18 protein-coding genes are annotated in these 17204 nt (G+C 73.8%); 13 read left to right on the top strand and 5 right to left on the bottom strand.

Annotated features, from left to right (window positions below; translation table 11 throughout):
- Positions 1-37 precede the first annotated feature (37 nt).
- A complete protein-coding gene (locus ACFVXH_RS12420; RefSeq protein WP_380739269.1) occupies positions 38-466 on the bottom strand; it encodes a hypothetical protein in 429 nt (142 codons plus the stop codon).
- A 252-nt stretch (positions 467-718) separates the two neighbouring features.
- On the opposite strand from ACFVXH_RS12420, the gene ACFVXH_RS12415 reads away from it, so the two are divergent.
- Complete coding sequence (locus ACFVXH_RS12415) at positions 719-1615, top strand: hypothetical protein (protein WP_387822721.1); 897 nt, start codon at positions 719-721, stop codon at positions 1613-1615.
- A gap of 52 nt (positions 1616-1667) precedes the next feature.
- Here the strand turns inward: ACFVXH_RS12415 and ACFVXH_RS12410 are convergent, their stop codons facing one another.
- Positions 1668-2837 (bottom strand): NADH-quinone oxidoreductase subunit D, encoded by a 1170-nt coding sequence (locus tag ACFVXH_RS12410; protein WP_387822718.1) that lies wholly within the window; start codon positions 2835-2837, stop codon positions 1668-1670.
- The gene (locus tag ACFVXH_RS12405) at positions 2834-3850 is read right to left on the bottom strand and encodes an SAM-dependent methyltransferase (RefSeq protein WP_387822715.1); all 1017 of its coding nucleotides are present in this window, start codon (positions 3848-3850) and stop codon (positions 2834-2836) included. Before ACFVXH_RS12405 ends, ACFVXH_RS12410 begins: the two co-directional genes overlap by 4 nt.
- Before the next feature lie 165 nt (positions 3851-4015).
- Here ACFVXH_RS12405 and ACFVXH_RS12400 point away from each other — a divergent pair, with 165 nt between their 5' ends.
- The 8 genes from ACFVXH_RS12400 to ACFVXH_RS12365 all read left to right on the top strand — a co-directional run bounded on the left by ACFVXH_RS12400 (position 4016) and on the right by ACFVXH_RS12365 (position 11878).
- Positions 4016-5212, top strand: coding sequence for a sensor histidine kinase (locus ACFVXH_RS12400; protein ID WP_380739296.1), 1197 nt, complete (start codon positions 4016-4018; stop codon positions 5210-5212).
- A 38-nt stretch (positions 5213-5250) separates the two neighbouring features.
- Positions 5251-5940, top strand: a complete 690-nt coding sequence (locus ACFVXH_RS12395) for a response regulator transcription factor (protein WP_074001698.1) — start codon at positions 5251-5253, stop codon at positions 5938-5940.
- A gap of 103 nt (positions 5941-6043) precedes the next feature.
- The gene (locus ACFVXH_RS12390; protein ID WP_074002121.1) at positions 6044-6988 is read left to right on the top strand and encodes a Rossmann-like and DUF2520 domain-containing protein; all 945 of its coding nucleotides are present in this window, start codon (positions 6044-6046) and stop codon (positions 6986-6988) included.
- Complete coding sequence (gene panC, locus ACFVXH_RS12385; protein WP_074001699.1) at positions 6975-7880, top strand: pantoate--beta-alanine ligase; 906 nt, start codon at positions 6975-6977, stop codon at positions 7878-7880. The genes ACFVXH_RS12390 and panC overlap by 14 nt, the downstream gene beginning before the upstream one ends.
- 53 nt (positions 7881-7933) lie before the next feature.
- Positions 7934-8383, top strand: a complete 450-nt coding sequence (gene panD / locus ACFVXH_RS12380; protein WP_387822710.1) for an aspartate 1-decarboxylase — start codon at positions 7934-7936, stop codon at positions 8381-8383.
- Positions 8384-8398: 15 nt separating this feature from the next.
- The gene (locus ACFVXH_RS12375; RefSeq protein ID WP_387822707.1) at positions 8399-10069 is read left to right on the top strand and encodes an L-aspartate oxidase; all 1671 of its coding nucleotides are present in this window, start codon (positions 8399-8401) and stop codon (positions 10067-10069) included.
- A 4-nt stretch (positions 10070-10073) separates the two neighbouring features.
- On the top strand, positions 10074-11042 hold the full coding sequence (nadC, locus tag ACFVXH_RS12370) for a carboxylating nicotinate-nucleotide diphosphorylase (protein ID WP_387822704.1): 969 nt from the start codon (positions 10074-10076) through the stop codon (positions 11040-11042).
- 47 nt (positions 11043-11089) lie between these two features.
- Positions 11090-11878, top strand: coding sequence for a type III pantothenate kinase (locus tag ACFVXH_RS12365; RefSeq protein ID WP_074001702.1), 789 nt, complete (start codon positions 11090-11092; stop codon positions 11876-11878).
- Between the two features lie 7 nt (positions 11879-11885).
- On the opposite strand, the gene ACFVXH_RS12360 is transcribed toward ACFVXH_RS12365, so the two are convergent.
- Both ACFVXH_RS12360 and ACFVXH_RS12355 read right to left on the bottom strand, forming a co-directional pair.
- Entirely contained in the window at positions 11886-12809 is a 924-nt protein-coding gene (locus ACFVXH_RS12360; RefSeq protein ID WP_387822701.1) for a hypothetical protein, read from the bottom strand.
- A 50-nt stretch (positions 12810-12859) separates the two neighbouring features.
- Positions 12860-13414: a SigE family RNA polymerase sigma factor gene (locus ACFVXH_RS12355; RefSeq protein WP_049661170.1), complete on the bottom strand. Its 555-nt coding sequence runs from the start codon at positions 13412-13414 to the stop codon at positions 12860-12862.
- A 162-nt stretch (positions 13415-13576) separates the two neighbouring features.
- Here ACFVXH_RS12355 and ACFVXH_RS12350 point away from each other — a divergent pair, with 162 nt between their 5' ends.
- The 4 genes from ACFVXH_RS12350 (at position 13577) to ACFVXH_RS12335 (ending at position 17197) form a co-directional block, all read left to right on the top strand.
- Positions 13577-14317, top strand: a complete 741-nt coding sequence (locus ACFVXH_RS12350) for a hypothetical protein (RefSeq protein WP_074001704.1) — start codon at positions 13577-13579, stop codon at positions 14315-14317.
- A 95-nt stretch (positions 14318-14412) separates the two neighbouring features.
- Positions 14413-15969 carry a bifunctional lysylphosphatidylglycerol synthetase/lysine--tRNA ligase LysX gene (gene lysX, locus ACFVXH_RS12345; protein ID WP_387822696.1) on the top strand — a complete coding sequence of 519 codons (1557 nt, stop codon included), beginning with the start codon at positions 14413-14415 and terminating at the stop codon, positions 15967-15969.
- 243 nt (positions 15970-16212) lie between these two features.
- A complete protein-coding gene (locus tag ACFVXH_RS12340; RefSeq protein ID WP_074001706.1) occupies positions 16213-16650 on the top strand; it encodes a BlaI/MecI/CopY family transcriptional regulator in 438 nt (145 codons plus the stop codon).
- Between the two features lie 10 nt (positions 16651-16660).
- The gene (locus ACFVXH_RS12335) at positions 16661-17197 is read left to right on the top strand and encodes an amino-acid N-acetyltransferase (protein ID WP_049652520.1); all 537 of its coding nucleotides are present in this window, start codon (positions 16661-16663) and stop codon (positions 17195-17197) included.
- Positions 17198-17204: the final 7 nt, after the last annotated feature.

Here is a 17204-nt window from a genome sequence, read left to right as displayed (position 1 = left end):
CGCTTCCCCCTTCGAGCCGGGCTTCGGGCCGGGTCCGTCAGACCGACATGTCCTTGGGGACGGCGGGCACCACCCCGGGGGTTGCCCCCGGCACCCCGGGAACTCCCGCGACCCCCGGCACCGCCGTCGCCCCGAACCCACCCGCCGCCGCGCTGTCCGCGTCCGCCGTCCGCGCGGCCATCGTGTGCAGCCCGGCCCCGACCCCGGCCACCCGCCCGGCCAACCCCCGCAGCCCGCCGACGAGTTCACCGCGCGCCTGCCCGTACACGGTGGCGAACCCGCTGCCCGGCTGGTCCGCGCCCCAGGGGGCGCCGAGCGCGGCGAGGCCCTGCTCCAGGGCGGCGACGGCCTTCGTCAGTTCGCCGCCGAGCTTCTCGAACTCCCGGCCCTCGCCGTGCAGTTCCCACGGCTTGAGGACGAACTCCCCGCCCGCGCCGCCGGACGCCCCGGTGCTGCCGCCTGCCATCCCCGTACCTCCCCGTAGCGGTCCCGTCGCGGACCCCGCCGCGGACCGGCCGCCATCCTAGGCGCGCCCCCGGGCCCGCCCGCAGCGCCCGACGGACCTCTTCACCCCGCCTTCACCCCGGCCGACCCCGCCACCACCGACCCCGCCCCGTGCTCCGCCGGGCCCCGCCGCAAACCCGCCCCGACCCCACCCCCGACCCCGCCACCGGTCCCGCCACCGCGCTCCCGCCCCCGAAAGCTCTACCCTTGCCGGGTGGCACCAGCAGAAACGTCCAAGAAGAAGTCCAAGGCGAAGCCCAAGGCCTCCCCCGCCCCCGTCGACCTCGCGATGCCGAGCCTGCGCCGCGAGATCCCGCGCGACGAGGTCCCGCTGGACTTCGCCCGCGCCTGGGTCGAGTTCGCCGACCCCGCCGACGAGGAGCAGGTCTTCCGCTGCGACCTCACCTGGCTGACCTCCCGCTGGTCCTGCGTCTTCGGCCAGGGCTGCCACGGCATCCGCGAGGGCCGCGGCGAGTCGGACGGCTGCTGCACGCTGGGCGCGCACTACTCGGACGAGGACGACGAGAAGCGCGTCCTGGGGCACGCGACCCGGCTGACCCCCGAGCTGTGGGAGAACTTCGCCGAGGGCACCGACGCCAAGGGCCGGATCGTCTCCGACGGCGGCATCACCATGCTGGACGAGGACGGCGACCGCCAGACCCGCCGGGTCGGCGGCGCGTGCATCTTCGTGAACAGCCCGGACTTCGCGGGCGGCGCCGGCTGCGCCCTGCACGCGCTCGCCCTCAAGGAGGGCCGCGAGCCGCTGGAGACCAAGCCGGACGTCTGCTGGCAGCTGCCGATCCGCCGCACCTACGACTGGATCGACCGCCCCGACGACACCCGCTACCTCCAGGTCACGATCGGCGAGTACGACCGCCGCGGCTGGGGCCCGGGCGGCCACGACCTGCACTGGTGGTGCACCGGCGCCCCGGCGGCCCACCAGGGCGCGGACGCGGTGTACGTCAGCTACCGCCCCGAGCTCACCGAGCTGATGGGCCGGAAGGGGTACGAGGTGCTGGCCCGGCTGTGCGAGGAGCGGATCGCCACCAAGGGCGACCGCAAGGTGGCCCCGCACCCGGCGGACCCGGTCAGAAAGGCCAAGAAGGACTGACCCGCCCCCCTGGTGCCCGCCCCCGGTGCCCGCCCCACGCGGCGGCACCGGCCTACTTGTCGATGTCCCCGACCACGAAGAACATCGACCCCAGGATCGCCACCATGTCCGCGACCAGCGTCCCCGGCAGCAGCTCGGTGAGCGCCTGGATGTTGTTGAAGGACGCCGACCGCAGCTTGAGCCGCCACGGCGTCTTGTCGCCGCGCGAGACCAGGTAGTAGCCGTTGATCCCGAGCGGGTTCTCGGTCCACGCGTAGGTGCTGCCCTCGGGCGCCTTGAGCACCTTGGGCAGCCGCTGGTTGACCGGGCCGGGCGGCAGCGTGGCGAGCTTGTCGAGGCAGGCGTCGGCGAGGTCGAGCGCGTTGAGGGTCTGTTCCAGCAGGCACTCGAAGCGGGCCAGGCAGTCGCCCTCCTCGCGGGTGACCACGGTGAGCACCTGCCGCAGTTCCTCGGAGCCGTACGCCAGGTACGGCTCGTCGCGGCGCAGGTCGAGGTCGAGGCCGCTGGCCCGGGCGATGGGGCCGCTGACGCCGTACGCCTCGGCCTGCGCCCGGGTGAGGACGCCGACCCCGGCGGTGCGGGCGCGGAAGATCTCGTTGCCGAGGACGAGGTCCTCGAAGACGGGCAGCTGCGAGCGCACGGTGGCGACGGCGGTGCGGGCCCGGCCGAGCCAGCCGGCCGGCAGGTCCTCCTTGAGGCCGCCGACCCGGTTGAACATGTAGTGCATCCGGCCGCCGGAGGCCTCCTCCAGCACGTGCTGGAGGTCCTCGCGACCGTTGAAGGCGTGGAAGACCGGGGTGATCCCGCCGAGCTCCAGGGGGTACGAGCCGAGGAACATCAGGTGGTTGAGCACCCGGTTGAGTTCGGCGAGCAGGGTGCGGATCCAGACCGCCCGCTCCGGGACCTCCATGCCGAGCATCCGCTCGACGGCCATGACGACGCCGAGTTCGTTGGAGAAGGCGGAGAGCCAGTCGTGCCGGTTGGCCAGCATGATGATCTGCCGGTAGTCACGGGCCTCGAACAGCTTCTCCGCGCCCCGGTGCATGTAGCCGATCACCGGCTCGGCGCTGACGATCCGCTCGCCGTCCAGCACCAGCTTCAGGCGCAGCACGCCGTGGGTGGCCGGGTGCTGCGGGCCGATGTTGAGCACCATGTCGGTGGTGCCCGCCGCGCCGGTGAAGTTCTCGGCTCCCGCCCCGATGCCGACCGTGGTCTCCCTCATGCCCCCAGAGTCTGCCATCCCGGCAGGCCCGCCAAGCTCACTGGTTCCGTCATGCGGACAGCCTGCACCAGCCACCCGAAGGCGCCCAGCCCGCCCGGGTCGGTCAGCTCGGCCCCCTCCCCCGCCCCGCTGAGCGCCCGCAGGTAGCCGACGGGGTCGCTGGTGGCCAGCGCGAGCGCCGGGCGCCCGCCGCTCACGCCGAGCGCCCGCAGCGCCTCCCGCTGCGTTGTCCACAGGCTGTGGAGACCGGGCACGGCGACGGAGTCCAGCGCGACGTGCGCGGTGACGTCGCAGGAGCCGTCCGGCACCGGCGCCACCTCCCGGCCGTCCCGGAATCCGGCGTACGTGCCGAACGGCGGCCGCCGCCCGGCGGTGTGCCCGTAGTCGACGGCGACGGCCAGGCCGCGCTCCAGCCTGGCCACCGCCCGCGCCCAGGCGGCGTCCCGGGGGCCGCCGAACTCCACGGCGTCGCCGGGCCCCGCGACCGGCCACCAGCGGCCGGCCCAGGCCGCGTCGGCCGCCGAGACCGGCTCGCCGAGGCGGGTCCCGCCGGTCGCGGTGTCCACCTCGACGTAGCGCAGCACCCCGTCCTCGTCGACCTCCCCGGCGTCCAGCGGGACGTTGTCCAGCCACTCGTTGGCGAACAGCAGCCCGGTCACCCCGCGCGGCGGCCGGTCCGTCCACAGGGCTGTGGACGGCAGGCCGGCCGGGCGGTCGGCGACCTCCACGCCGTACGGGCGCAGCCGCGCCAGCACCTCCGCGGGCAGTTCGGCCAGGACGCCGGTGAGCAGTTCGCCCCGCCCGGCCCCCATGTCGACCAGGGCCAGCTCCTCCGGACGACCGAGGGCCTCGTCAACCTCCAGCAGCAGCCGGGCCACCGCACGGGCGAACCTCGGCGAGGCGTGCACGGAGGTGCGGAAGTGGCCGGCGGGGCCCTCCGGCCTGCGGTAGAAGCCCTGCCCGGGGTCGTACAGGGCCCGTTCCATGGCGGGCGCCCACCGCATCCAAGTCATGGGGCTGGACGCTACCCGGCGCCCGGTCGACCCTCCCCATCGGATCGGGTGCTTCTCCGACCTACGGAGTAGGGCGGATCGCCCTACCGGCGGACCTGGGCACACGGAGCGACTGCCTACGCTGGACACGTGCATCGACTCAACGCCTGGCTCCGCCGTCACCCCATGGTGGTCGACGCCGCCTGGGCGGCGATGGTGCTCTTCGCCGGCCTGGTGCCGAACGACGGCCCGATCGACGACGGCTGGCGCTTCGACGTCTCGCTCGCGATCGCGGTGGTGCTGCCGCTGCTGATGGTCGTCCGGCGGCGCTTCCCCGACCTCACGGTGTCCGCCGCCGCCGCCATCGGCGTCGGCCAGGTACTCGTGGACATCTCGCCGGCCGGCTCCTCGATCGCCTACCTGGTCTTCGCCTACACCGGCGCCGCCTTCGGCCAGAAGTGGATCTCCCGGCTGGCCCTGACGGCCGGCCTGGCCTCCGGGCCGCTGGTGTTCTGGCAGATGATGCCGGTGAAGACGGTCTTCGACCGGGCCGGCGACGCCCACACCCGCCCGTACACCTTCGGCGAGGCGGCGCTGATCACGCTGCTGATGAGCACGCCGTTCATCCTCTGCTGGGCCTGGGGCCGGCTGACCAGGGTGCGCCGCGCCTACCTGACCGAGCTGGAGGACCGCGCCGCCCGGCTGGAGCGCGAGCGGGACGCCCAGTCCAAGGTGGCGGTCGCCGCCGAGCGCGCCCGGATCGCCCGCGAGCTGCACGACGTGGTCGCGCACAACGTCTCGGTGATGATCGTCCAGGCCGACGGCGCCGCGTACGTGCTGGACAACTCCCCGCAGCAGGCCAAGGAGGCGCTCGGCACGATCGCCTCCACCGGCCGCCAGGCGCTGGTCGAGATGCGCCGCCTGCTGGGCGTGCTGCGCACCGCCGACACCAAGGCCGAGGAGTACGTGCCGCAGCCGGGCGTCGAGGAGCTGCCGGAGCTGCTGGAGCAGGTCCGCACCGCCGGGCTCGACGTGGACTACGCCACCTCCGGGCACCCGCGCGAGCTGCCGCGCGGCGTCGAGCTGACCGTCTACCGGATCGTCCAGGAGGCGCTCACCAACGTCCGCAAGCACGGCGGCCCCGACGCGCACGCCCGGGTCGCGGTCGACTTCGGTGAGCGCGAGCTGGCCGTCCTGGTGGAGGACGACGGGCGCGGCAGCACCGACGAGCACCTGGCCGCCGGCGGCGCGGACGGCCTCGGCCACGGCCTGATCGGCATGCGCGAGCGGGTCGGCATGGTCAGCGGCAGCCTCGACGTGGGCCCCCGCCCCGGCGGCGGCTTCCGGATCCGCGCCGTCCTGCCGCTCAAGGCGGCCCACTAGCCCCGTCCGCCGTCCACCCCCCTCCAAGGAGTCCCACCTTGACCATCCGCGTGATGCTCGTCGACGACCAGGAACTGCTGCGCACCGGGTTCCGGATGATCCTCCAGTCGCAGGGCGACATCGAGATCACCGCCGAGGCGGGCGACGGCGCGCAGGCCCTGGAGCAGCTGCGGCGCACCGAGGTGGACGTGATCCTGATGGACGTCCGGATGCCGCGGCTGGACGGCGTGCAGGCGACCCGCCGGATCTGCCTCGCCGAGGACGGCAGCCCGCTGCCGAACGCCCCCCACGTGCTCATCCTCACCACCTTCGACCTGGACGAGTACGCCTTCGCCGCGCTCAAGGCCGGCGCCAGCGGCTTCCTGCTCAAGGACGTCCCGCCGACCGAGCTGGTGGCCGCGATCCGCGCGGTGCACGGCGGGGACGCGGTGGTCGCCCCGACCACCACCCGCCGGATGATCGACCGCTTCGCCGAGGTGCTGCCCACCCCGCAGAGCGCGCCCGGCTCGGACGTCCTCGGCCCGCTGACCGAGCGCGAGCGGGAGGTGTTCCTGCTGGTCGCCCAGGGCCTGTCGAACGGCGAGATCGCGGCCCGGCTGGTGCTCTCCGAGGCCACCGTGAAGACCCACGTCGGCCGGATCCTGGCCAAGCTGGGGCTGCGCGACCGGGTCCAGGCCGTGGTGCTGGCGTACGAGGCCGGGCTGATCCGGGCCGGGGCCGGCGACTGAGCCGCTTCGGCGTCCGGGCGCCCCCGTAGACTGGGGCGGTACGTCCGGTACCCGTGGAGCGGACTGGAACGGTCATTCAGGACAAGGCAGGACAAGGGTGGACGTGAATCCGTCCGACTTCGCCGACCAGGCTTTCGGCGACCCAGGCGACCCCGGCAACCGCCCCGCCCGGCTGGCCGTCGGCGTGGTCGGCACCGGCCGGGTCGGCCCCGCGCTGGGCGCGGCGCTCCAGCTCGCCGGGCACACCGTGGTCGCCGCCTCCGGGGTCTCCGCCGTCTCCCGCCGCCGCGCCGAGGCGCTGCTGCCCGGCGTGCGGATCGTCACCCCGCCGCAGGTGCTGGCCGCCGCCGACCTGGTGCTGCTGACCGTCCCGGACGACGCGCTGGCCGACCTGGTGGCCGGGCTGGCCGCCACCGGCGCGGTCCGCCCCGGCCAGCTGGTCGTGCACACCTCCGGCGCCCACGGCGTCGCCGTCCTGGAGCCCGCCACCCGGGCCGGGGCGCTGCCGCTGGCCCTGCACCCGGCGATGACCTTCACCGGCACCTCGGTGGACCTGGCCCGGCTGGCCGGCTGCCCGTTCGGCGTGACCGCCCCCGAGGAGCTGCGGCCGGTCGCCGAGGCGCTGGTGGTGGAGATGGGCGGCGAGCCGGAGTGGGTGCCCGAGGAGGTCCGCCCGCTCTACCACACCGCCCTCGCGCACGGCTCGAACCACCTGGTCACCCTGGTCGCGCAGGCGATGGAGCTGCTGCGCTCGGCCGGCGTCGCCGAGCCCGGCCGGCTGCTCGGCCCGCTGCTGGGCGCCGCCCTGGACAACAGCCTGCGCTCCGGTGACGCGGCCCTCACCGGCCCGGTCGCCCGGGGCGACGCGGGCACCGTGCGGCGCCACCTGGCGCAGCTCAGTACGGTGTCCCCGGACATCCCGGCGGCCTACCGGGCGATGGCCCGCGCCACCGCGCAGCGGGCGCTCGCCAACGGAACCATCGACGAAACGTCGGCGGCGGCACTGCTGGACGTACTGAACGAGGAGAGCACTGATGGCACGCGGTAAGCAGCCGAACAAGCCCCAGCGGACGCCGAAGGTCCACCGGGCCGTCGTCACCCGCACCGTGGACGACTTCGAGGCCGCGTTCTGGCCGGACGAGCAGCCGGTCGACAACGCCGTCGTGATGACCATGGGCGCGCTGCACGAGGGTCACGCCGCGCTGATCCGGGCCGCCCGCAAGCAGGTCGGCCGCGAGGGCCGGGTCGCGGTGACGGTCTTCGTCAACCCGCTCCAGTTCGGCCCGGGCGAGGACCTGGAGCGCTACCCGCGCACCCTCGACGACGACGTGCGGCTGGCCGAGGAGCACGGCGCCGACGTGGTCTTCGCGCCGTCCGCCGAGGAGGTCTACCCGAACGGCGAGCCGCAGGTGCGGATGGCGGCCGGCCCGATGGGCGAGCGCTTCGAGGGCGCCACCCGGCCCGGCCACTTCGACGGCGTGCTAACCGTGGTCGCCAAGCTGCTGCACATCACCGACCCGGACTTCGCCTTCTTCGGCGAGAAGGACGCCCAGCAGCTGGCGATCATCCAGCGGATGGTCGCCGACCTGGACTTCGACGTCGAGATCGTCGGCGTGCCGACCGTCCGCGAGGAGGACGGCCTGGCGCTGTCCTCGCGCAACCGCTACCTCTCGGCGGAGGACCGCGAGCACGCGCTCGCCCTGTCCAAGGCCCTGTTCGCCGGCCGGGACGCCGCCGCGCAGGGCCCGAAGGCCGTCCGCGAGGCCGCCTCGGCCGCCCTGGACGGCGCCGAGGGCGTCACCCTGGACTACCTCGCCCTGATCGACCCGCACGACTTCTCCGAGGCGGCGGACGACTTCCAGGGCGAGGCGGTGCTGGCCGTCGCCGCGAAGGTGGGCCCGACCCGCCTGATCGACAACGTCCGCATCATCGTTCGGTAGTACCGCAGTAAGAACCCCCTTCAGGCATGCACTCACAGGAGGCGTGACCCGCAATGCTCCGCACCATGCTCAAGTCCAAGATCCACCGGGCCACCGTGACCCAGGCCGACCTGCACTACGTGGGATCCGTCACGGTGGACGAGGACCTGCTCGACGCCGCCGACCTGCTCCCCGGCGAGCTGGTCCACATCGTCGACATCGACAACGGCGCCCGGCTGGAGACGTACACCATCGCCGGCCCGCGCGGCTCCGGCGTGATCGGCATCAACGGCGCCGCCGCCCGCCTCGTCCACCCGGGCGACCTCGTCATACTCATCGCCTACGGGCAGATGGACACGGCCGAGGCCAAGGGCTACGAGCCGAAGATCGTCTTCGTGGACGGGCAGAACCGGATCACCGGCCTGGGCGGGGACCCGGCGGAGGCCCCGGAGGGCAGCGGACTGCTCCGGGGTGACAGGGCGTACGGTGACGGCAACGGCGCGGCCGACGCCGTCTCGCGCTGAAGGAGCCAGCCACCCATGTCCACGCACCGCCTCACCGCACCGGCCCCCGGCTGGACCGCCGCCACCGACGTGGTCGTGGTCGGCTCCGGGGTCGCCGGCCTCACCGTCGCGCTCAACGTCCGCAAGGCCGGCCTGCGGGCCATGGTGGTCACCAAGGCCGTGCTGGACGAAGGCTCCACCCGCTGGGCCCAGGGCGGCGTCGCCGCCGCCCTGGGCGAGGGGGACACCCCCGAACAGCACCTGGACGACACCCTGGTGGCCGGCGCCGGCGTCTGTGACGAGGAGGCCGTCCGCACCCTGGTCACCGAGGGCCCGGACGCCGTCCGCCGGCTGATCGCCACCGGCGCCCTGTTCGACCGGGGCGAGGACGGCGAGGTCCTGCTGACCCGCGAGGGCGGCCACCACCGCCGCCGGATCGTCCACGCGGGCGGGGACGCGACCGGCGCCGAGATATCGCGCGCCCTGGTCGCCGCCGTCCGCACCGACCCGGGCATCGAGCTGATCGAGCACGCGCTCGTGCTCGACCTGCTGACCGACGCGGCGGGCCACGCCGCCGGGCTCACCCTGCACGTGATGGGCGAGGGCCAGCGCGACGGCGTCGGCGCCGTCCGGGCCCGCGCGGTGGTGCTCGCCACCGGCGGCATGGGCCAGGTCTTCTCCGCCACCACCAACCCGGCGGTCTCCACCGGCGACGGCGTGGCCCTGGCCCTGCGGGCCGGCGCCGCCGTCACCGACCTGGAGTTCGTCCAGTTCCACCCCACCGTGCTCTGGCTCGGTCCGGAGGCCGAGGGCCAGCAGCCGCTGGTCTCCGAGGCGGTCCGCGGCGAGGGCGCCCACCTGGTGGACGCGGACGGCGTCCGCTTCATGGTCGGCCAGCACGAGCTGGCCGAGCTGGCCCCGCGCGACATCGTCGCCAAGGCGATCACCCGGCGCATGCAGGAGCAGGGCGCCGAGCACATGTTCCTGGACGGGCGGCACTTCGGCGCCGGGATGTGGGAGCACCGCTTCCCGACCATCCTCGCCTTCTGCCGCGCCAACGGCATCGACCCGGTCACCGAGCCGATCCCGATCGCCCCGGCCGCGCACTTCGCCTCCGGCGGCGTCCGCACCGACCGGCACGGCCGCACCAGCGTCCCCGGCCTGTACGCCTGCGGCGAGGTCGCCTGCACCGGGGTGCACGGCGCCAACCGGCTGGCGTCCAACTCGCTGCTGGAGGGCCTGGTCTTCGCCGAGCGGATCGCCGCCGACCTGGCGGGGCTGGACGCGGCCGGTGACCTGCCCGAGCGCGCGGTGGACGTCGCCGCCGCGCGCGCCGCGCAGCCCGTCCCGCTGCCCCCGTCGGAGGCGCGCGCCGAGATCCAGCGGCTGATGTCGCGCGGCGCGGGCATCCTGCGCTCCGCCGCGTCGATGGCCGACACCGCGGCCGGACTGGCCCTGCTCGCCGAGCAGGCCCGCTCCCACGTGGCCGAGGAGAAGCCGGCCGACCCCCGGGTGGAGACCTGGGAGGCCGCCAACCTGCTGCTGGTCGCGACCGCCCTGGTCGCGGCCGCCGCGCAGCGCGAGGAGACCCGCGGCTGCCACTGGCGCGAGGACTTCCCCGAGCGCGACGACGCCCACTGGCGGCGCCACCTGATCACCACCCTCGCCGCCACCGGCGGTCCCGTCAGCACCCCTGAGGAGCAGTAGAACCATGACCCACTCCCACGAGGAACTCCCCCTGGCCGACCAGGGCGGCTGCGGCGACGGCTGCGCCTGCGGGGACGGCGAGGGCTACGAGACCGGTCTGGACCCGCAGCTGGCCGAGCTGCTGGAGCAGGCCGGGCTGGACCCGGTCGAGGTCGAGGACATCGCCACCCTGGCGCTCGCCGAGGACCTGGCCGGCGGCGAGGACGTCACCTCGGTGGCGACCGTGCCCGCCGAGGCCGTCGCGACCGCCGACTTCACCGCCCGCCAGGCCGGCGTGGTGGCCGGCCTGCGGGTCGCCGAGGCCGTCGTCTCGCTGGTCTGCGAGGAGGAGTTCGAGGTCGAGCGGCACGTCGAGGACGGCGACCGGGTCGAGGCCGGCCAGGTGCTGCTCTCGGTCCGCTCCCGCACCCGCGACCTGCTGACCGCCGAGCGCAGCGCGCTCAACCTGCTCTGCCACCTGTCCGGCATCGCCACCGCCGCCCGCGCCTGGGCGGACGCCCTGGAGGGCACCGGCGCCGTCGTCCGGGACACCCGCAAGACCACCCCGGGCCTGCGCGCGCTGGAGAAGTTCGCGGTGCGCTGCGGCGGCGGCGCCAACCACCGGATGGCGCTCTCGGACGCCGCGCTGGTGAAGGACAACCACGTGGTCGCGGCCGGCGGCGTGGCCGAGGCCTTCCGGGCCGTCCGGGCCGCGTACCCGGAGCTGCCGGTCGAGGTCGAGGTGGACACCCTGGAGCAGATCACGCCGGTGCTGGAGGCCGGGGCGGACCTGATCCTGCTGGACAACTTCACCGTCGGCCAGCTGAAGGAGGCCGTCGCGCTGGTGGCAGGCCGGGCGAAGCTGGAGGCCTCCGGCGGTCTGACCCTGGCCAGCGCGCGCGAGGTCGCCCAGACTGGTGTCGACTACCTGGCCGTGGGCGCGCTCACCCACTCCTCGCCGATCCTGGACATCGGCCTGGACCTGCGCGCCTGACCGTCAGGTCGGCCGCAGTCCCGTCCCGACTCGCAGAAAGCGTCCCCGTGCTCCTCACCATCGACGTCGGCAACACCCAGACCACGCTCGGCCTGTTCGACGGCGAGGACGTGGTGGAACACTGGCGGATCTCCACCGATCCGCGCCGCACGGCCGATGAACTGGCGGTGCTGCTGCAAGGGCTGATGGGCAGCCACACCGCGGTGAAGGAGGCCGCGGTGGAGGGCCTGGCGATCTGCTCGTCCGTCCCCGCCGTGCTCCACGAGCTCCGCGAGGTGACCCGCCGCTACTACGGCGACGTCCCCGCGGTGATCGTGGAGCCCGGCGTGAAGACCGGGGTGCACGTCCTGATGGACAACCCCAAGGAGGTCGGCGCCGACCGGATCGTCAACGCGCTGGCCGCCAACCACCTGTACGGCGGCCCGTGCATCGTGGTCGACTTCGGCACCGCGACCACCTTCGACGCCGTCAACGCGCGCGGCGACTACGTCGGCGGCGCGATCGCCCCCGGCATCGAGATCTCGGTCGAGGCGCTCGGCGTCCGCGGCGCCCAGCTGCGCAAGATCGAGCTGGCCCGCCCCCGCAACGTGATCGGCAAGAACACCGTCGAGGGCATGCAGTCCGGCATCCTCTACGGCTTCGCCGGCCAGGTCGACGGCCTGGTCGAGCGGATGGCCCGGGAACTCGCCAAGGACCCGGACGACGTCCAGGTGATCGCCACCGGCGGCCTGGCCCCGCTCGTCCTCGGCGAGGCCGGCACCATCGACGTGCACGAGCCCTGGCTGACCCTGATCGGTCTGCGCCTGGTGTACGAGCGCAACCGCCCCGCCAGCTGAGCGGCGCTCAGCTGGCGGGCGTCGGGGTGGCCGGCAGGGTGATCGGGCCGCCCCCCGGCGGCGGGGTCAGGCCGGACCACGGGGGCACGTCGACGGTGAACTGCGTCGGCCCCGTCAGCGGGGTCGGCAGCGGCACCGAGACCCCGAACCGGGGGCTCGGGAGCGAACCCACCACCGAGGCCTGCGGAATGGCCGCCATGACCTGCTTCCAGCGCGGGTCCGTGACCACCTCGGCGAGCTTGTCCATGGTCAGCGGCGGGTCGGTCCTGGTGATCGGCGTGCCCTGCTCCAGCGGCTTGCGGTTCCATTCCTGGAGCATCAGCTGGTACCCGTCCACGGTCAGCTTGGCCGACCAGGTCTTCGATCCGGCCGGCTCTCCGTCCCGGGTGCCGGCCTGGTAGAGGCGCAGGTGGCCGCCGCCCGGGAGGGTGGTCTCGGTGCAGGTGTCGTCACCGGTCGGCACGGCCGGGCAGTCGGCGTCCTCGCCACCCGGGAAGCGGGTGATCCAGAACAGGTACTGCGCCGGGCCGTGGCCGTCGTCCACCACCAGCCGCAGCTGCGGGGTGTCGCTCTCGGTACCCCGGGCCTCGCCGACCTGCACCGTCGGCGACGGCAGGAGTTCGGTGAGCATCCGCTGGAACTCCGCGCCGGAGACCGGACCGGCGGACGGGGCCGCCGCCGGCCCGGCCACCGCCGTACCCCGCCCGGGCAGCAGGCCGCCGAGCGCGACCCCGCCCACCCCGACCAGGGCCAGCGCGGCGGCGCCCGCCACGGTGCCGATCCGCCGCCTGCGGCGCAGCCGGCGGCCGTGCGACCAGCCGGTGTCGACCAGCGGGCCGGGTTCGGCGTCGTAGGCCTCGCCGGCCCGGCCGAGGGCCTCGGTGAAGGCCCGCTCGAACCGCTCCTCGGGCCCGTCGTGCTCTGCGGACATGCTGAACCAACCTCTCTACCAAGTGGGTTGACGTGACGTGACGCGCCGGCTCAGCGCTCGGCGAGGTCGTCGAGGCTGCTGCCGAGCACCGTGCGGATCCGGCCGAGCGCGCGGAAGGCCTGGGTCCGGACGGCGCCCGGGGTGCTGTGCAGGACCGCGGCGGTCTCCTCGACGCTGCGGTCCTCCCAGTAGCGGAGCACCAGCACCGCCCGGTCGCGCGGGGCGAGCCGGCCGAGCGCGTCCACCAGGGCGAGCCGCAGTTCCGGGTCGCCCTGCGGGGCCGCACCGTCCGGCACCGCCTCGACCGGCCGCTCGCCGCTGGAGCGGCGGACGCGGTGCGAGAGGAAGGCCCGCACCAGCACGGTGTGCGCGTACCCGGCCGGGTTGTCGATCCGGCGCTTGGCCCCGAACCAGGAGGTGCGGTGCCACTGGGCGTAGATCCGCCCGAGGGCCTCCTGCACCAGGTCCTCGGCGAGGTGGGTGTCCCCGCCGGTGAGCAGGCAGGCCGACCGGTAGAGCGGTCTGGCGCGGGCGGCCGCGAAGGCCTGGAAGTCCTCGTCCCGCCGCCCGCCCCGGGCCGCCTTCCCCTGACCGTCCGGTCGCATCCTGCCCGGCCCCCTCGCTCGTTCTCCCCTGACACCTGGATGACCAGGTGCGCCCCGGGCGGCGTTACAGGTGGCGGCGAAAGGCTTCTTCGCCGGGCCGACCGTGGGTGGTTCGGCGCGACGTTACCGACAAATCGGATATTCGTCACGTAGTGTCAGCCCATGCCTACGCCACACGGATCGCGCGGCGGCATGGCCTTCAGCGCCGACGAAGTCCGCGTGCTGCGCCGCGCCCTCGCCCAAGCCCTCCACCCCGCCGTGCCCGTCCACCTCCAGGGGCCCGTCCGGCCCGCCCTCGCCGGGCCGGGCGCCGAACTCTGGGCGGAGGACGTCCAGGACGCCCTGCGCCTCACCGAGGCGATCGACGAGGCCGTCCAGGAGGGCGGCCGGCTGCGCGCCTTCCTGCTCGCCGACCTCGGACGCTACCGCTCCGCCCTGCCCGGCAGCGCCCCCGGCTACCTGGAACGGCTGGAGGAGGCGGTGTCCGACGGGTACCTGCCCGGGCCGGAGGACCTCACCGCACTGCGCGGACTGAGCCGCCAGCCCTGCGGCCAGGGCGAGCGGGCCCGCCGCTCCCGGCTGGCCGGGCGCTGCCACGCGCTGGCCGAGGCCGCCGTCCGCGAGCGGCTCGCCCTCCACAGCGGACCGCCCCGCCACCTGGTGGCCGTACCGAGTCCCGCCGCACCGCCGCACAGTCACCCCACCCCTGTAGGAGGACGGACCCCCATGAGCAGCACCGACTCCCGCCCGGAGCAGCCCGCCGCCGCGAAGACCCCGCCCCGTCCGCACCGGATGCCCACCCCCGCCGAGCTGTTCGGCCGCCGCCCCAAGCCCCCCGCCCACCCCGCCCCGCCCGCCGACGACGCCCCCGAGGACGTCGAACTCGCCACCGGCACCGGCTGAGCCGTCCGCGTCCGATCCGGGGGAGGCCGCCGTCGCGGCCTCCCCCGCGGCAATCCCGGCGCGGAGCACCGTGTGTGGCTGGCTACCCTTGTGGGGTGAGCGATCAGAGCCTTGTTCCCGCGACCGACGACCTTCCCGAGCAGATGCGCGTCCGGCGCGAGAAGCTCGACCGGCTCCGGGCGGCCGGTGTCGACCCGTACCCGGTCGGTTTCCCCCGCACCACCACCATCGCGGACCTGCGTGCCAAGCACCCCGACCTGGAGCCGGACACCGCGACCGGCGAGCGGGCCGGCGTCACCGGCCGCGTGATCCTCTCCCGCACCGGCGGCAGGCTCTGCTTCGCCACCCTGCGCGACGGCACCGGCGACCTCCAGGTGATGTTCTCCCTCGACAAGCTGGGCCCGGAGCGGCTGGCGGCCTGGAAGGCCGACATCGACCTCGGCGACCAGGTCGGCGTCGAGGGCGAGGTGATCACCTCCAAGCGCGGCGAGCTGTCCGTGATGGTGGACCGCTGGGAGCTCACCGCCAAGTGCCTGCGTCCGCTGCCGGACAAGCACAAGGGCCTGACCGACCCGGAGGCCCGGGTCCGCCAGCGCTACGTGGACCTCATCGTCAACCCCGAGGCCCGCGAGATCCTGCACCTGCGCAGCAAGGTCGTCCGCTCGATCCGCCGCACCTACGAGGACCGCGGCTACATCGAGGTCGAGACCCCGATGCTCCAGCCGGTGCACGGCGGCGCCAACGCGCGTCCGTTCAAGACGCACATCAACGCGTACGACATCGACCTCTACATGCGCATCGCCCCCGAGCTGTACCTCAAGCGGCTGGTGGTCGGCGGCGCCGAGAAGGTCTTCGAGATCAACCGCAACTTCCGCAACGAGGGCGCGGACTCCACCCACAACCCGGAGTTCACCTCGCTGGAGTCGTACGAGGCGTACGGCGACTACGACACCCAGGCCGAGCTGATCCGCGAGACGATCGTCAACGCGGCCCGGGACGCGCTGGGCACCACGGTGATCAGGGGCGTGGACGCGCACGGCGTCGAGCACGAGATCGACCTGGCCGAGCCGTGGGAGGAGATCGGCGTCTACCCGGGCATCTCGGCCCGCCTGGGCGTCGAGGTCACCCCGGAGACCGGCGTCGAGGAGCTGCGCAAGCTGGCCGCCGAGCACGGCATCCCGTTCGAGAAGGACTGGGGCCACGGTCAGATCGTGCTGGAGATGGTCGAGCGCCTGCTGGAGGAGAACGCCGTCCGGCCGACCTTCATCAAGGACTACCCGACCGAGGTCTCCCCGCTGACCCGCCAGCACCGCTCGCGGCCCGGCGTGGCCGAGAAGTGGGACCTGGTGATCTTCGGGACCGAGATCGGCACCGCCTACTCCGAGCTGGTCGACCCGGTCGAGCAGCGCGCCCGCCTCACCGCCCAGTCGCTGCTGGCGGCCGGCGGCGACGTCGAGGCGATGCAGGTGGACGAGGACTTCCTGCGCGCCCTGGAGTACGCGATGCCCCCGACCGGTGGCCTCGGCCTCGGCGTGGACCGCCTGATCATGCTGCTGACCGGCAAGAACATCCGGGAGACGGTGCTCTTCCCGCTGGTGAAGCCGGAGCCGAAGGCTTCCGCCGCGACGGCGGAGAAGACCGAGGAGGAGTGACCTGATGGACTACGTCAGCGCGATCGTGCCGCCGCTGGTCATGGCGATCGGCTTCGGATTCCTGGTGCGGGCCATCGTCCGCAGCCAGGGCGGGGCCCAGCGGGCCAAGGAAGACCTCGACTGACCCCGTCAGCCGCCCCGAACGACCGGCGCGCCGCCATTCCCGATTCCCGGGGGTGGCGGCGCGCCGGTTTGGCGCACTTCACAAGATTTGCCCCATTCACTCCCTATCCTGGCCGCACTATGGTCCGGCAACTCGGCGAACTTGAGAACGCCATCATGACCCGGGTGTGGCAGTGGAACCGACCGGTCACGGTTCGCGAGGTTCTCCTGGATCTGCGGTCGGAACGCGAAATCGCGTACACCACGGTGATGACCGTCCTGGACAAGCTCCACAGAAAGGGCTGGCTGCGCCGCGAGCGGGTCGGCCGGGCCTATCGTTATGAACCGGTCTCCTCGCGTGAGGCGTACACGGCGGCCCTGATGAACGACGCCTGGGCCACCGGTGACAATCCGGCGGCGGCCCTGGTGCACTTCTTCGGCCTGATGTCGCCCGAGCAACGCGAAGCGCTCCGGGACGCCTTGCGGGTGGCCGCTCTGTTCCCGCCCGATCCGGCCGGCGCGGATTCCGCGGACGGCGGACCGGATACCGGTGGGACGGAACCGGGAGCGGCGCGATAACGTCCCGACCATGGAGGTCACCATCCGCCGGGCGCGGACCACGGACGTGCGGGCAGTGCGCAGGCTCATCGACACCTACTCACGCGACGGCATTCTGCTGGACAAGCCCACAGTCACACTGTTCGAATCCGTCCAGGAGTTCTGGGTCGCGGAACGGGACGACAACGGCGTGGTGGTGGCCTGCGGCGCACTGCACGTGATGTGGGAGGACCTCGCCGAGGTCCGCACGCTCGCGGTGGATCCGGTCGCCCGGGGCACCGGGATCGGGCACCTGCTGCTGGAGAAGCTGGTGCAGACCGCGCGCTGGCTGGGCGTCCGTCGGATTTTCTGCTTGACGTTCGAGGTCGCGTTCTTCGCGAAACACGGTTTCGTCGAGATCGGCGAGGTCCAGGAAACCGATGATGGTACGACAGACCCGGCGGCGATCGCTACGGATGTCTATGAAGAACTCCTCCGCTCGTACGATGAAGGCGTCGCCGAGTTCCTCGACCTGGAGCGGGTGAAGCCCAACACACTGGGCAACTCGCGCATGCTGCTGCACCTCTGAGCCGCTC

Source organism: Kitasatospora sp. NPDC058184 (assembly GCF_042883725.1).
In the GTDB taxonomy this organism is placed as follows: domain Bacteria; phylum Actinomycetota; class Actinomycetes; order Streptomycetales; family Streptomycetaceae; genus Kitasatospora.
This window is presented reverse-complemented; position numbering and strand designations above follow the sequence as displayed.

Bases quoted from the DNA above. Each gene is read 5' to 3' on its own strand.
- ACFVXH_RS12400 (WP_380739296.1), top strand. From the start codon at position 4,016: ATGGTGGTCGACGCCGCCTGGGCGGCGATGGTGCTCTTCGCCGGCCTG.
- panC (WP_074001699.1), top strand. From the start codon at position 6,975: ATGGCACGCGGTAAGCAGCCGAACAAGCCCCAGCGGACGCCGAAGGTC.
- ACFVXH_RS12375 (WP_387822707.1), top strand. From the start codon at position 8,399: ATGTCCACGCACCGCCTCACCGCACCGGCCCCCGGCTGGACCGCCGCC.
- ACFVXH_RS12350 (WP_074001704.1), top strand. From the start codon at position 13,577: ATGCCTACGCCACACGGATCGCGCGGCGGCATGGCCTTCAGCGCCGAC.
- panD (WP_387822710.1), top strand. From the start codon at position 7,934: ATGCTCCGCACCATGCTCAAGTCCAAGATCCACCGGGCCACCGTGACC.
- ACFVXH_RS12355 (WP_049661170.1), bottom strand. From the start codon at position 13,414: ATGCGACCGGACGGTCAGGGGAAGGCGGCCCGGGGCGGGCGGCGGGAC.
- nadC (WP_387822704.1), top strand. From the start codon at position 10,074: ATGACCCACTCCCACGAGGAACTCCCCCTGGCCGACCAGGGCGGCTGC.
- ACFVXH_RS12405 (WP_387822715.1), bottom strand. From the start codon at position 3,850: ATGACTTGGATGCGGTGGGCGCCCGCCATGGAACGGGCCCTGTACGAC.
- ACFVXH_RS12335 (WP_049652520.1), top strand. From the start codon at position 16,661: ATGGAGGTCACCATCCGCCGGGCGCGGACCACGGACGTGCGGGCAGTG.
- ACFVXH_RS12420 (WP_380739269.1), bottom strand. From the start codon at position 466: ATGGCAGGCGGCAGCACCGGGGCGTCCGGCGGCGCGGGCGGGGAGTTC.
- ACFVXH_RS12340 (WP_074001706.1), top strand. From the start codon at position 16,213: ATGGTCCGGCAACTCGGCGAACTTGAGAACGCCATCATGACCCGGGTG.
- ACFVXH_RS12360 (WP_387822701.1), bottom strand. From the start codon at position 12,809: ATGTCCGCAGAGCACGACGGGCCCGAGGAGCGGTTCGAGCGGGCCTTC.
- ACFVXH_RS12410 (WP_387822718.1), bottom strand. From the start codon at position 2,837: ATGAGGGAGACCACGGTCGGCATCGGGGCGGGAGCCGAGAACTTCACC.